This is a genomic window from Pseudomonadota bacterium (genome assembly GCA_026388315.1).
In the GTDB taxonomy this organism is placed as follows: domain Bacteria; phylum Desulfobacterota; class Syntrophorhabdia; order Syntrophorhabdales; family Syntrophorhabdaceae; genus MWEV01.
Genome location: JAPLKA010000067.1, coordinates 14502 through 28089, shown reverse-complemented (window position 1 = coordinate 28089; position 13588 = coordinate 14502). Strand labels below are relative to the sequence as shown.

15 protein-coding genes and 1 tRNA gene are annotated in these 13588 nt (G+C 41.5%); 12 read left to right on the top strand and 4 right to left on the bottom strand.

Features of this window, described 5'->3' with window-relative positions; genetic code table 11:
• Window positions 1–68: 68 nt before the first annotated feature.
• Entirely contained in the window at window positions 69–575 is a 507-nt protein-coding gene (locus NTX75_09990) for a DUF6125 family protein (GenBank protein ID MCX5816551.1), read from the top strand.
• A gap of 128 nt (window positions 576–703) precedes the next feature.
• On the opposite strand, the gene NTX75_09985 is transcribed toward NTX75_09990, so the two are convergent.
• Window positions 704–1438, bottom strand: coding sequence for a DsbC family protein (locus NTX75_09985; GenBank protein MCX5816550.1), 735 nt, complete (start codon window positions 1436–1438; stop codon window positions 704–706).
• A 160-nt stretch (window positions 1439–1598) separates the two neighbouring features.
• On the opposite strand from NTX75_09985, the gene eno reads away from it, so the two are divergent.
• From eno to NTX75_09970, 3 genes are all read left to right on the top strand, one after another.
• Complete coding sequence (gene eno, locus NTX75_09980) at window positions 1599–2876, top strand: phosphopyruvate hydratase (GenBank protein MCX5816549.1); 1278 nt, start codon at window positions 1599–1601, stop codon at window positions 2874–2876.
• Between the two features lie 102 nt (window positions 2877–2978).
• Window positions 2979–4232, top strand: a complete 1254-nt coding sequence (larA, locus tag NTX75_09975) for a nickel-dependent lactate racemase (protein ID MCX5816548.1) — start codon at window positions 2979–2981, stop codon at window positions 4230–4232.
• 13 nt (window positions 4233–4245) lie between these two features.
• Window positions 4246–4443, top strand: coding sequence for a DUF6485 family protein (locus NTX75_09970; protein ID MCX5816547.1), 198 nt, complete (start codon window positions 4246–4248; stop codon window positions 4441–4443).
• Window positions 4444–4512: 69 nt separating this feature from the next.
• On the opposite strand, the gene NTX75_09965 is transcribed toward NTX75_09970, so the two are convergent.
• A complete protein-coding gene (locus tag NTX75_09965; protein ID MCX5816546.1) occupies window positions 4513–5001 on the bottom strand; it encodes a hypothetical protein in 489 nt (162 codons plus the stop codon).
• Window positions 5002–5221: 220 nt separating this feature from the next.
• Here NTX75_09965 and NTX75_09960 point away from each other — a divergent pair, with 220 nt between their 5' ends.
• The 7 genes from NTX75_09960 to NTX75_09930 are packed head-to-tail and all read left to right on the top strand — an operon-like array spanning window position 5222 to window position 11680.
• Window positions 5222–5527: a hypothetical protein gene (locus NTX75_09960; protein ID MCX5816545.1), complete on the top strand. Its 306-nt coding sequence runs from the start codon at window positions 5222–5224 to the stop codon at window positions 5525–5527.
• Window positions 5528–5529: 2 nt separating this feature from the next.
• A complete protein-coding gene (locus NTX75_09955; protein ID MCX5816544.1) occupies window positions 5530–7233 on the top strand; it encodes an FAD-binding protein in 1704 nt (567 codons plus the stop codon).
• Window positions 7230–7979 carry a succinate dehydrogenase iron-sulfur subunit gene (gene sdhB / locus NTX75_09950; protein ID MCX5816543.1) on the top strand — a complete coding sequence of 250 codons (750 nt, stop codon included), beginning with the start codon at window positions 7230–7232 and terminating at the stop codon, window positions 7977–7979. The genes NTX75_09955 and sdhB overlap by 4 nt, the downstream gene beginning before the upstream one ends.
• Window positions 7969–8439 (top strand): Rieske (2Fe-2S) protein, encoded by a 471-nt coding sequence (locus tag NTX75_09945; GenBank protein ID MCX5816542.1) that lies wholly within the window; start codon window positions 7969–7971, stop codon window positions 8437–8439. The genes sdhB and NTX75_09945 overlap by 11 nt, the downstream gene beginning before the upstream one ends.
• Window positions 8420–9484, top strand: coding sequence for a cytochrome bc complex cytochrome b subunit (locus NTX75_09940; GenBank protein ID MCX5816541.1), 1065 nt, complete (start codon window positions 8420–8422; stop codon window positions 9482–9484). The genes NTX75_09945 and NTX75_09940 overlap by 20 nt, the downstream gene beginning before the upstream one ends.
• 11 nt (window positions 9485–9495) lie before the next feature.
• On the top strand, window positions 9496–9741 hold the full coding sequence (locus tag NTX75_09935; GenBank protein ID MCX5816540.1) for a hypothetical protein: 246 nt from the start codon (window positions 9496–9498) through the stop codon (window positions 9739–9741).
• A 31-nt stretch (window positions 9742–9772) separates the two neighbouring features.
• Window positions 9773–11680, top strand: a complete 1908-nt coding sequence (locus tag NTX75_09930) for a hypothetical protein (protein ID MCX5816539.1) — start codon at window positions 9773–9775, stop codon at window positions 11678–11680.
• Here NTX75_09930 and NTX75_09925 read toward each other — a convergent pair.
• Both NTX75_09925 and NTX75_09920 read right to left on the bottom strand, forming a co-directional pair.
• Window positions 11677–12399, bottom strand: coding sequence for a ribonuclease Z (locus tag NTX75_09925; GenBank protein MCX5816538.1), 723 nt, complete (start codon window positions 12397–12399; stop codon window positions 11677–11679). The two genes, NTX75_09930 and NTX75_09925, sit on opposite strands and share 4 nt — an antisense overlap.
• Entirely contained in the window at window positions 12396–13349 is a 954-nt protein-coding gene (locus NTX75_09920) for an NAD-dependent epimerase/dehydratase family protein (protein MCX5816537.1), read from the bottom strand. The genes NTX75_09925 and NTX75_09920 overlap by 4 nt, the downstream gene beginning before the upstream one ends.
• Before the next feature lie 108 nt (window positions 13350–13457).
• Between NTX75_09920 and NTX75_09915 the strand changes: the two genes are divergently transcribed.
• A tRNA-Met gene (locus NTX75_09915) sits at window positions 13458–13531 on the top strand.
• The last annotated feature ends 57 nt before the right edge of the window (window positions 13532–13588 follow it).

Here is a 13588-nt window from a genome sequence, read left to right as displayed (position 1 = left end):
TTGTGAATTTTTAAAAATCAAGATAATGAACGGGATTATCACAGAGTTACTTAAGAGCGGAGGTTCCTATGGATTTAAGAGTTTTTGAAAAGATGAATAAATCTCAATTAAAAAGTTACATTGAGTTCCTGCTCTGGCACTACAGGGTCATGGATGCATTCTGGTTCATCTATGTAGCTGAAAAATTTGATCAGGAAACCGCTGAAAAAATTAATGAGATGGTCTGGGGACGGGTTCCGGAGATGGCAGGCAAAGATTTTATTAAACGGTTCGGCATTCAGGAAAAAGGCCTGAAAGGACTCGTTAAAGCGCTCCAGTACTTCCCATGGACTATTCTTGTGGGGTATGAGATTGAAGAAAAAAAAGATGAGGTAATCATTACCGTACCAAACTGTCCGACGCAGGAGGCCCGTTTAAGACGTGGCCTTGACGAATTTGTATGCAAATACATGCACGAAGGTGAATTCAAAAGTTTCACACATTCAATCGATCCGAACATTAAAGTTGAATGTCTTTTTGCCCCGCCGGATCCACATCCAAAAGAGATGTTCTGCAAATGGAAATTTACGGTATAAAAATACAAATAACCAAATTACAAATTACAATAAGTAACAAACCCGCAAAAAGTCCCAAAAACGAGACCCTTGCAAAATCCTCCACTTACAAGTTTATCTTAATTTGTTTATTGTTATTTGGTAATTGGTTATTTCCCCTTTGGAGACTCCTTCTTTAGAAGGCTTTCAATCAACGGGATGTTTGCGCCTGATACATGCTTTCCGTTGACCCAGAATTGCGGGGTACTATTCAAACCAAGCACGGTAATGATCTGTTTCTGTTCGTTAAAGAGTTTCATTGCATTTTCATCGCTGCAAGGCTCTATCTTTTTTCCATCCAGCTTTCCTGTCATGGCCTCCTCGTATGCCTTCTCCTTGTCCTTGGCGCAAAGGATATATTTAACCTTCTGCTCCGCATCCTTATGTGAAGGTAAAGGGGAAAAGTACACATATCTCGTAACATTTTTCTGCTGAGCAAAGAACTTTGAAGCCTGCCTGCAGTAGGGACAGTCTGGATCGGTAAATTCAAGGACAATATTTTCACCGCTGCCAATCTTTAGACCCTTATCCAGAGGCACATCTTTGATTTTTTTTGTAATAACTTCTCCTTCCCTCTCCCTGGTCAGGTTTTTGCCTGAGGAGGTCCATATGGCACCGTCAAAGATATAATTTTTCTGTGCAAAATAATAAAGCACCTTTCCTGCAGTGATCACCTCATACAAGCCGTCAATATCGGCTTTCTTGAATTCGTCAACCTTTACTTGAGGAAATGACTTTTTAAATTGTTCCAATACAGCATTATCGGCCTGGGCAAAGACAAAAACCGGGTTAAAAAACAACAGCATTCCAATTACCGACATCAGGCACATTACCATTTTCTTCATATCCATTCTCCCTGTTCCGGATAATATAAAACATTTGACGGGTTTTTTACACTGTGTTATTCTCAAAAACAAATAACAATAAACTTAGGTGTTCTGCTTTAAGTTTTTCAACTCAGCACTTAAAACTTAACACTTAAAACTTAATTCCAAGGAGGTAAGAATGTCAACAATATATAGTGTTTTTGCACGGGAAGTTCTCGACAGCAGAGGTAACCCCACGGTTGAAACGGAGGTTGTGCTGGAAAGCGGGTATATGGGCAGAGCCATAGTCCCCTCCGGGGCATCTACGGGTGAAAGAGAAGCCCTTGAATTGAGGGATGGTGATGTAAAAAGATATAATGGTAAAGGCGTCCTGAAAGCTGTTGAGAATGTAAATAATATCATCGCACCCAGGATTGAAGGGTTCGATGCACTCGAACAGGCTTATATCGATAATCTCCTCATTGAACTCGACGGAACAGAGAATAAAGGTAATCTTGGAGCAAACGCTATCCTCGGCGTTTCCATGGCAGTTGCACGGGCTGCATCGGAATATGTAGATCTGCCATTATACCAGTACATAGGCGGCATTATGTCGAGGGAACTGCCTGTCCCCATGATGAATGTTATCAATGGCGGCGCCCATGCACAAAACTCACTTGACGCACAGGAGTTCATGATTGTGCCGGCAGGTGCAGATAACTTTAAAGAAGCCCTGCGGATGGGGGTTGAGGTCTTTCATACCCTGAAAGGTGTTATAAAGGACAAAGGGTATTCTACCGGTGTAGGTGATGAGGGCGGGTTCGCTCCCCAGATATCGACAACAAGGGAAGCGCTCGATACCCTGATGGTAGCAATAGAAAAAACAGGTTACAAACCGGGAAAAGATATTTTTATAGCCTTAGATCCGGCTGCAAGTGAATTTTACAAGAAGGGCAAGTACCATATTGACGGGAATGTCTGGGGCAGTGATAAACTTGTCGAGTTTTACGATTCACTCATAAATGGTTACCCGATTATCTCCATCGAAGACGGTTTTGCCCAGAATGACTGGAAAGGCTGGAAAAAATTCACCGACAAGTGTGCCTCAAAGATACAGATCGTAGGAGACGACATTTTTGTCACGAATCCAAAGATATTTTCAGAAGGAATCAGACAGGGGATTGCAAACAGTATCCTCATAAAACTGAATCAGATTGGAACAGTAACAGAAACGCTCACCACAATCGAGATAGCAAAGAGGGCTGGTTACACCTGCGTTATTTCCCACCGTTCCGGTGAAACCGAAGACACCTTTATCGCTGACCTTGCCGTTGCAACAAATGTTGGCCAGATAAAAACAGGTTCTGCATCGAGAAGCGAGAGGATTGCCAAATACAACCAGCTCATGAGGATTGAGGAAGAGCTTGGGGATGTGGCAGTTTTCGGAGGAAAAGACGTTTTCTACAGTATAAGATAGCTGATAGCTAATATATACTGGATGCTGGATGCTGGATAACAACCAAGGACAAATTAGCTGATAGCTGATACTGATAGCTGAAGGATAGAGGCTTAAATAATTATGACAACATACAATCTGAAATACGGAAATGAGAGAATATCGTTTGAGCTGCCGGAAAAGTGGCATACAAAGGTATTGAAACATAGCGAACCGGCATCTGTGCCCTTGAAAGAGACACTTGTTCAGTCACTTAAAAACCCCATCAACCATAAATCTTTCACAGAATGGCTCAAGCCTTTCAGAGAAGTTCTCATAATCGTGCCGGACATTACGAGATACGCCGGAATGGAGCGTGTTCTGCCGGTTTTGTATGAAAATTTTCTACAGAACGTAAATGTGAAATGCCTTTTTGCCCTGGGGAACCACAGGAAACAGACAGAAGACGAGAAAAAAAGTTTAGTATCAGAGAGCATATATAACAGGTTCCCCTGTATAGACCATGATTGTTTTGATAACAGCGGTTTAACATCTGTTGGCAAGACTTCCACCGGCCTCGAAGTAGTTCTCGATTCCCTTCTTATTAATGCCGAAGCAGCTATTGTTACCGGCTCTATAAACTTCCACTATCTTGCCGGTTTCGGTGGTGGCAGGAAATCCATCTTCCCCGGCGTTGCCGGCTACGAGACGATTCTCGGAATCCACAGAAAGGTATTTAATCCTGATAAACCAGGCAAGCATATCCGTGCAAAATCAGGCATACTCGAGGGAAATCCCATGCATGAAGAGATTATGCAGGGCATTTCCCTCATCAAAACACCCATGTTTCTGATAAATACTGTCCTTGATGATAAAAAAAACTTCCTGAACATCTTTGCCGGTGACATTAGGGATGCCCACGAACAAGGATGTGCCTGGTTTAAAGAACATTTTGAGGTAAAGGTCGATAAAAAGGCCGATGTTGTCATTACAAGCTCGGGCGGCTTCCCCAAAGATATAAACTTTATTCAGTCACACAAGGCAATAGAACATGCAATGGGGGCAGTCAAAGAAAACGGTACCCTTATAGTGACCGGCCAATGCAGTGACGGCATGGGCAATTCCGATTTCCTCAAGTGGTTCGATCTGGGATCAACCGGTGAAATGGAGCCTTTTGTGAGAAAGGCCGACAAAGTATACGCGCAGACAGCCTATTCCACGCGATTCAAAGCGGAGCGCTGTAATATCGTCATGGTCTCACAGCTTGAAGGCGATCAGGTAAAAAAGATGGGCCTCACTCCGAAACAGACCATACAGGAAGCCATAATGTCCATTGACGATGGGAAAGAAAAATTGTGCTACATCATACCTGATGGGTCTAATACGCTAATCACTTAGTGAGGCAACAATCATGGAATGTACTTTTGAACAAAACAAAGCAGCATGTACATGCACGTACGAATGCGGCAAAAAAGGAAAATGCTGTGAATGCGTGTCCTATCACAGGAAAATGAAGCAAATCCCCGGCTGTTTCTTTTCTAAGGAAGGAGAACGATCCTACGACAGGTCTTTTAAGCACTTTATAATGGAGAACAAACAAGGCAGTTGATAGCGTTTAGCGTTCAGCTGACAAACCTACAGGCCGAGAAACTGCCCCCCGGCTTCCCACCCATTCGTCCTATGCCCTCAGTTCTTCCAGTACAGTTGCTGCCTTTTCTTTTACTTCAATTGATTTGTCGGTAAGCTTAAGGATAGAAAGTTTTCTTTTCACGTCTTCCTTCTGACGTGGCAATAACCTGCCATAGATTTCTTTCAATTTTTCAAACACAGGAAGAATGATATCCTGATCTTTCGTATCAATAATAAGCAAGAGGGTTGATACATCATCCGGTAATCCATACTCTTCTATATAGCTTGCTACAATCGCTAAAAATTTCTTTGTGCCGTATGTTTTATGGATTTTATTATAGAGCTTTTCGTGCTCAATTGTTCCCTTTTTACCCATAAAAAGTTTATCTAATGCCTTTTCCCATTTTCCAGTTTTATATCTGTCCTTTGGCTTGTCTCTGCTCGGCCCCTTCTCTTCCTGCCGTCCAAAAGGCTTGCTTCTGTCTTTTTTTCTGTCTATCTCGCGCCAATCAGGTTTTTCGTCATCATAATTACCCATAATGCTCCTCTTCTCGTGCTATGACAAACTGTACATATGATGATATTGTTACACAAGAGCCATAATCACTTCAAGACTAATTAATATTATTTATTTTTTTAATAAACATGAAAACAATTTATATTCAATGACATACAAACTTATTATCATTAATATCGTTTATTGCTGCAAAATTATCTTGACAAAAATTATGCTCAATTGATAGAAGTCTGTATACATTATGTTTATATGGCTTTTTCACAGGATAAGCGGCGTTTCACTAATAATTCTTTTTGGGATAAAAATCCTCACAAGTTTTTTCCTCTTTACAAAAGACAAAAAGCCTGACTGGGCGTTGAGCTTACACAGACAACCCGTCCTTGATGTTCTTATCCTGATTCTCTTCACGTTTCACAGCATATACGGTTTGAGAACAATCATCATGGACCTTGGATATAGAAACGAAAAACGGCTTTTTTTGCTCTCTAATCTGGTTGCATCAATCATCTCGTTGGCTCTTATTTACATTTACGCTATTACCTCATAATCATGCTGTATCACGACGTCCTCATTGTAGGCGGAGGTCTTGCAGGTCTTCGGGCAGCAGTTGGTCTCTGTGATAAATACGACGTAGGCCTTTTATCAAAAGTTTATCCCATAAGATCACATTCAATTGCAGCACAGGGCGGGATTAATGCGGCCCTTGCAAATAACCCCAACGGTAAGGACGACACATGGGAAAAACACACCTTTGATACGGTAAAGGGGAGCGATTATCTTGCAGACCAGAACGCCGCTGAGATCATGTGTCAGGAAGCAATAAAGATTGTCTATGAGATGGAACACTGGGGGTGCCCTTTCAGCAGGTTTCCTGATGGTTCTATCGCCCAAAGACCCTTCGGTGGTGCAGGCTATCCGAGGACATGCTATTCTACAGACCTTACAGGGCATGTATTACTAAATACTTTGAATGAAAGGGCCATTGCCAAAGGCGTAAGATTCTACCCCGAATGGTTTGTCGTAGCCCTTGTCACTGATGGTGGCATGTGCCACGGTGTAATCGCCTTTGATCTTAAAAATGGAGAAATAGTTCCAATACGGGCCAGGACAACTCTCTTTGCTACGGGTGGCTACGGCAGGGTATATTTCTATTCCACAAATGCCCTTATCAATACCGGGAGTGGTATCGGAATTGCCTATAAAGCAAATGTTCCCATCAAGGATATGGAATTCGTTCAATTTCATCCCACTGCACTCATTGGAACAAACATCCTCATGACTGAGGCATGCAGAGGTGAAGGCGGCTATTTGACAAACAAAGATGGCGAGCGGTTTATGGCACGTTATGTACCAAATGCCATGGAACTCGCACCAAGAGACATTGTCTCAAGGAGCATTCAGACAGAAATCGATGAAGGAAGAGGACTTGAACATCCTTTAGGTAAATACATCAATCTTGATCTGAGACACCTTGGCGCCCAGAAAATCCTTGAAAAGCTCCCCGGTATACGGAACATCTGCATTGACTTCATCGGCATTGATCCAATACTCGAACCAATCCCCATCATGCCTTGCCAGCACTATTCTATGGGTGGAATTGACACAAATGAGAAATGTGAAACCGATATAAAAGGCTTTTACGGTGCAGGGGAATGTGCCTGCGTGAGTGTCCATGGAGCAAACAGGTTGGGGGGCAATTCCCTTCTTGAAACAATAGTTTTTGGTAAATTGGCTTCCTTTGCAATCGATGAATACTTACAAAACGGCGAAGTAAAATTAGACGAGTCACTTCTTCTTAATAAGAAAAGTGAAATAGAGAAAAAAATTGACCGATTAATACATGAAGGCAATGAAAAACCATTTAAGATTCTTTCTGATTTGAGTAAAACAATGAGCTCGCTTGTGGGAATATTTAGAAAGAAAGGAGAACTCGCACAGGCAGTACAGAATATTATTGCAATAAAGGAACGATACAAAAATGTCCATGTTTCATCTTCAAAATTACATATGAACCACGAACTTATAAATGCCATAGAGCTTGAATACATGCTTGAAGTAGCACATACGATTGCATTGGGGGCATATCTCAGGGAAGAAAGCCGTGGCGCTCATTTCAGGCGCGATTATAATACAAGAGACGATGCAAACTGGCTCAAACATACGATTGCAAAAATAGGAAAAGACGGCGAACCGGTCATTTCTTCCAAAAAGGTGACAATAACGAATTATCAGCCTATGGAGAGAAAATATTGATCACAGCAAACGAATATACGTTCAAAATACTCCGCTATGATGCAAAAGAACCCGAGACTGAACCCCATTTTGAACCATACAACATCAGGGTAATAACAGGTTTAACAATCCTTTCGGTTCTTTTGCGTATCAGGGACGAAATCGATGGAACGCTGTCCTTCAGGTCTTCATGCAGGTCAGCAGTCTGTGGCTCCTGCGCCATGGTAATAAACGGTAAGATAGACCTTGCCTGCAGGACCCAGGTTGCAACCTTCAGATCAAATACAATCATCCTTGAGCCTCTTCCTAATATGAACGTTATAAAGGACCTTTTTGTTGATATGACCCCATTCTGGAATATGTACGAAAAAGTTAAACCATACCTCATCAGAAAAACCCCCGACCCGGAAAAAGAAATCCAGCAAAGCGAAGAGGAAAGAAAGAGGATTGATCAAAATGTGAACTGTATACTCTGTGCATCCTGCTACGGAGCCTGTCCGGTGTTATCGAGGGACCCCGATTATGTGGGTCCGGCAGCACTTGCAAAGCTTGAGCGCTTTGCACTCGACTCAAGGGATGAAAGGTCAAAGAGTTTCCTTGAAACAGTGAATAATGATAAGGGGGTATGGGGTTGCGACACCCTTCTGAGGTGTATTGATGCATGTCCGAAAGATGTAAGGCCAACCGACTCCATAGTAGGCCTGAGAAAAACCCTCGTGAAAAACAAAATGGAAAAGATCTTCGGGAAGGAAAAAGATGAAGATTGATTACTCCCTTGTGACAAGAAGGACATTCCTGAATACATTATTCGGCGGCTGGGTACTTGCTTTACTTTCCGGCAGTATGTATACACTTTTCAAATTTGCCTTTCCTACGCTGGGGAAAGAGCCTGATTTTGTTGTCCTGAAAGCTACCGATTTCCTCGATATTCCCCTCAATTCCGTAAAACCCTTTGCCTGGGGTGGCAAATTGGGCCTCTTCTTTAAAAAGGATAACGGCTCAACCACTGCGTTAAAAGGTGTCTGTACCCATATGGAATGCAATGTCACCTATAAACCGGAAGATAAAAAATTTTATTGTGCATGTCATAAAGGCTGGTTTGATCAGAATGGAAAAAATATTGAAGGACCACCACCAAAACCTCTCGAACTTTTCGATGTAAAGGTGGAAAGTGAAAAACTGATTATTGCCAGAAAGGGGTTCAAGGTTGAGCTGCCAAAGGCTTAAAAACTGGATAGAAGAGCGTTACGATGTTGAGGCAATCAAGAAACTTGCCACACACAAGCTCGTGCCGGTTCATCAGTACGAAATATGGTACTACACCGGCGGCATTGCCATGTTTCTCTTCATTTTACAGTTTATCACCGGGATGGTACTCTCTTTCTATTACATACCCCATTTAGAATATGCCCATAAAAGTATCATCGAAATAGTAACAAAGCTCAATATGGGATGGTTTTTCCGGTCAATCCACCACTGGGGGGCGCAACTCGCCACTCTGGTTCTCTTCATTCATGTTTTCAGCACACTTCTTTTAAAATCATACAGAAAACCACGGGAGCTCACATGGGTAACGGGTTTCGTGCTCCTCAAGATATCGATTTTCTTCGGGCTCAGCGGTTATTTATTGCTGTGGGATGAAAGGGCCTTTGCGGCGGTGAGGGTCGCAACAGGCGGTGCAGGGAATCTTCCTTTTATAGGCGGTTTCATTAAAGCCTTTCTGAGGGGCGGCATTGATGTGACCGGCGACACGTTGACCAGGTTCTATGCGTTTCACGTAGCCATTCTCCCCATAGTCACACTGCTCCTTATCGGTGTTCATGTGCTCCTTGTCCAGGTTCATGGGATGAGCGTCCCTCTTTCGTTGGAAAAAAAACCACATAAAAGTATACCCTTTTTCCCAAACTTATTTTACAAAGACCTTATCGTCTGGCTTGTTGTCCTGGGCATCATGGTAACGCTTGCCGTATTTCTGCCTCCTGAGATAGGGAAAAAGGCAGACCCCCTCGCACCGGCACCCGAAAACATCAAACCCGAATGGTATTTCTTATTTCTCTTCCAAACATTGAAACTTTTCCCGGGAGAAATCCTCGGCCTCAATGGCGAGACAATTGCTATTATTCTCATCACCTGTGGCATTCTTTTCTTCTTTCTTATCCCGTTTTTTGACAGAAAATCGAGCCGTGGTGAGCCAAGCCCTGTATTTACCTGGATCGGAATTATGTACACCTTATATTTTGTTGTTATGACGGTTATTGGGTTCGTTACTTAGGAGATAGACATATGAAACGCTTCATTTCAACGCTGGCGCTTATCGTTTCAAGTGCTGCCATTGCATGGGCAGAAGACAAAATTGAAGTATTCCCATCCGTCAGTTATGATCAATATACAATTTACCAGAATCTTGCCATTTTCTGGATGTTCATTATCGGTCTCATTGTTATCATAAGAATGAAGCTCAGAGAAATTGAAAGAATCCAGAAAATGGGGATAGATAAAACAGAAAAAGATATTCCTCTCCTTGACTAACCACCGATAAATCGATTATCATCTATTCATTATGCATCCTTCAATAGTCAGAAACACACTCATATCCCCATCGGGTGTTGATAAAATCTTATCATTACCAGAAGAAAACACAATATACACCTCTTTTTCCGACATTTTACTCAAATTTCAGGATATTAAAAAATTCGCAAGCGAGATTCATACAGAAATACATCTTATAAAACCCATTCTAAAAATACTCGGGTATGCCTACGAATCAAAACCAAAATTTTTTGAAGAAAGCGTGAAAAATCCGGATGTTGCACTTTTCACCGATGAACAGGAAAAGTTAAAGGCCTCTCAATTCTGGGGTACGAAAGAATATTTTGGCAGGGCAATCGGGCTTCTTCAGCTTAAACGGTACGGGAGATCTCTGGACAAAGGCATAGGCGGTTTTTATCTAGAATTCGAAAATAAAATCCCCGTATATCAACTCATTTACATTCTGAAAAATGTCAAGACCCCCTGGGGAATCCTTACAAACGGGAGAAACTGGATCCTCCTGAAAAAACCAAACTCTTACGAAAAAAAACTCATTGAAATAGATATTGAAAATGCACTTATTTTGGGAAACGAAGAGACGCTCCACCTTTTTTTCCACATTTTTTCATTAAATGGCCTTAAAAATATGCTCCCCGAGATTATAGAAGATGAAAGAAAGACACTCATCGGAGTTTTAAGGGAAAAAAGGGTTACGTGCAAAAACTCCATTTCGGGAGTTAAAAAGAGAATCGAGATATACCCGAAGCTCATACAGGCATATAAAGAGCTTTCCCCTCACGAAAGTCTCCCGCTTACAGAATTATTTCTCAACGAGAGAGGCATAAAAATAGAAGAACATGCTTACGAAGCACCCCACATAATTAATAAATATGATGCCCTGGATATTTTTACCTATCTCTTTGTTAAAAAGGGCTATGAATCAAATTTGAACATGGAAGAGATATTCTTGGACAATAAAAACATCCGTTACACGAAAGAAGACCTTTTTAAGCTCAAAATACTCGATATGACGCCTGGTTTAGGCTCCATGAGTTCACAGATCGTTGAAGGCCTTTCATACCTCTCTTTTGTGCTTCCTTACCGTGACAAGAATACCTTTGTTGCCGAGTGGGAAGATGAATATTCACTCAAAAAATACATACTCGAGCATATATTATACGGTATAGAGAGGTCACATCTGACATTCGATATAATGATTAATATTTTAAAGACCCGCTTCAACTCAAACGCACCTTACTACAAGTCAGGAAACCCCCTTATCGGGATGGCAATTCAAGATATATCATACTACTATGATGAAAAAGATCAGATGGGCTTGTTCAACAAAAACCCAAAAGACTTGATACATGAATTTAAGGAAATGTATAAGCTCTATTTTTCCCTCTCTGATAAAATCAAAGAAGACGTTGAGATAAAAAATGAGATGAAGGCCAGATTAAATATTTACAAAGAGAGAATAAGGGATGTAATGGATGTGATTACAGCATCCCATTTTGCAAGAATCATCGACAACAAGAAAATTCGCGACATGCTTTTTAGTTTAGACAGCGATGAGACCACATGGGAACTTATAAGAAAGAAGAACTGGTTTTTGGAATCAAAAGAAATAGCCAGTAAACACGGTTTTTTCCATTTAGAAATTGATTTTCCTTTCCTCCTCCATAATGCTTATGATTATATTTTTGTCCAGCCGGCGTTGAGCTACATATGGGAAGATGAAGTACCGGTTGTAGATGCCACAAAGGCATATATTAAAAGAGGCATGACATACCTCAAGCAGGAAGGCAAATTGATTGTATGTCTCGAACATGTCGGGGACAGCCTTATCGCTGAACTGGACAAATCAAAAAAATACGAGGCTGAATTCAGGAAAGGTTACATCGTGATAAGCAGGAAATTAGACAAACTATTTGCTTAGAGCTCCATTTCCATCCCGTCTTCTGCCATGAGATATGGTGCATGGAGAATTCCTTTTAAGCCTTCCCATTCCGGATAAAGATGAGAAATAAGAACCCTTTTCGGTTGAGCTTTTTTGACTATCTTTTCCAGAATGCTCAGGCTTAAATGTCCCTTCACTTTTCTCTCCGGGAAAGAGCATTCCACGATAAGAAGATCTGCTCCATGTGCAAGTTTAATAAGATTCGTTGAATAATCCGTATCACCGGAAAACACAAGACTTCTTTCTTTTTCAAGCCTCACCCCGATGCTTTCCCTGTTGTGATTAACTTTTGTGGTCCGCACGAAAACATCTCCAATCTTCAGTTCACCACCAGGGAGACGATGCAGTCTAAACTCATATGATTTGGGTAAAATCCACGGGTAAATCTTTAAAAGGCCGGCATAGAATTTATGAATCCCCTGCCCGCCTGCTACAATAAGGGGTTTTGTCCGCTGCTTTAAACCATAATTGCAGGCAAATAAGAATGTTGACAAGTCTGCTGTATGGTCTACGTGAAAATGTGTGAGAAAAACAGCATCCACATCGTCCACTGTATGTCCATATTCGAGGAGTCTCCTCACCACAGAAGGCCCTATATCCACAAGAATATTACATTTCTCGGCAGATACAAGGTACGAAGAAGAACCTCTTTTTAAGGACGGGATAGATGTTCCCGTACCGAGAACCTTTATTTTCATTTATGTAAGTACCAATCCACCGTTTCAATTAAACCATCTTCTAAACTATATTTCGCTTCCCAGTCTATTTCGTCTTTTGCCTTTCTGACATTGAGCGTACTTACCCTTATATCACCTGCCCTGGCAATACCGCGCTGAGGTTCATTAAAAATTTCGGGAACGGCAACACCGTTGTTCCTTAACGCATCGATCGTTTTTTTATACAGCTCAAGGGTGTATGTACCCTTCCCTGTGCCTATATTATAAATTCCGACATTCTCATTTTTTACAGCAATCAAGCTCGCATTTGCAATATCTTTGACGTAACAATAGTCGCGTATCATCCCTCTTTCCTCCTCAGGAAAATGATAAACCTTCGGGTGCTCGCCTGTCAGCAATTTTTCCGTAAAAATTGCCACTACACCCGCCTCACCATGAGGAATCTGTCTTGGACCATATACATTGCTGTATCGTAAAATCGTATACTGAAGCCCATATTGACCATAATAGAACCTTATGTATTTTTCGCTTGAAAATTTGGAAATCGCATAGGGCGATGCCGGTTCGGGAACATAATCTTCAGCAGTGGGAACTTTGTCCGCATCTCCGTATATAGCACCCCCGGTAGACGCAAATATAAATTTTTTCACCCCGTATTTCCTTGATAATTCAAGGAGCCTGATTGTGCCCTTTATATTCACCTCGGCATCATAAAGTGGTATTTCCACGGATAAGGGGACAGAAATCTGTGCAGCATGGTGATTTATTATATCAGGCCTTTCATTTTTAATAATTTCTTCAATGGAATCGTCACATATATTAGCAACATGCAGTCTGGCGGCATTATTTTTGTTTTCCATTTTTCCTGAAGAGAGGTCATCGATTATCACCACTTCGTGATTGCTTGCAATAAAATTGTCTACCACATGCGAACCGATGAACCCGCAACCACCAGTTACAAGTACTTTCATAACACCTCCGTTATTCGCGTTAACTGTTGCCATATATAGCATAAAACATTGATGAATTGCCAATATATTGTTGACAATACGAGTAGTTATATCGTATATGAACAGCACGGCGGTGTAGCTCAGATGGTTAGAGCATGCGGCTCATATCCGCAGTGTCCGGGGTTCAATTCCCTGCACCGCCATTAAAAAATCTTTTCAACATGTTTTTCCAAAAAAATCTTAACGAAGGAGAAGGCTGA

Excerpts from the sequence above, each read along its gene's own strand:
- NTX75_09990 (MCX5816551.1), top strand. The coding sequence starts at position 69 with ATGGATTTAAGAGTTTTTGAAAAGATGAATAAATCTCAATTAAAAAGT.
- NTX75_09985 (MCX5816550.1), bottom strand. The coding sequence starts at position 1,438 with ATGAAGAAAATGGTAATGTGCCTGATGTCGGTAATTGGAATGCTGTTG.
- eno (MCX5816549.1), top strand. The coding sequence starts at position 1,599 with ATGTCAACAATATATAGTGTTTTTGCACGGGAAGTTCTCGACAGCAGA.
- larA (MCX5816548.1), top strand. The coding sequence starts at position 2,979 with ATGACAACATACAATCTGAAATACGGAAATGAGAGAATATCGTTTGAG.
- NTX75_09970 (MCX5816547.1), top strand. The coding sequence starts at position 4,246 with ATGGAATGTACTTTTGAACAAAACAAAGCAGCATGTACATGCACGTAC.
- NTX75_09965 (MCX5816546.1), bottom strand. The coding sequence starts at position 5,001 with ATGGGTAATTATGATGACGAAAAACCTGATTGGCGCGAGATAGACAGA.
- NTX75_09960 (MCX5816545.1), top strand. The coding sequence starts at position 5,222 with ATGTTTATATGGCTTTTTCACAGGATAAGCGGCGTTTCACTAATAATT.
- NTX75_09955 (MCX5816544.1), top strand. The coding sequence starts at position 5,530 with ATGCTGTATCACGACGTCCTCATTGTAGGCGGAGGTCTTGCAGGTCTT.
- NTX75_09945 (MCX5816542.1), top strand. The coding sequence starts at position 7,969 with ATGAAGATTGATTACTCCCTTGTGACAAGAAGGACATTCCTGAATACA.
- NTX75_09935 (MCX5816540.1), top strand. The coding sequence starts at position 9,496 with ATGAAACGCTTCATTTCAACGCTGGCGCTTATCGTTTCAAGTGCTGCC.
- NTX75_09930 (MCX5816539.1), top strand. The coding sequence starts at position 9,773 with ATGCATCCTTCAATAGTCAGAAACACACTCATATCCCCATCGGGTGTT.
- NTX75_09925 (MCX5816538.1), bottom strand. The coding sequence starts at position 12,399 with ATGAAAATAAAGGTTCTCGGTACGGGAACATCTATCCCGTCCTTAAAA.
- NTX75_09920 (MCX5816537.1), bottom strand. The coding sequence starts at position 13,349 with ATGAAAGTACTTGTAACTGGTGGTTGCGGGTTCATCGGTTCGCATGTG.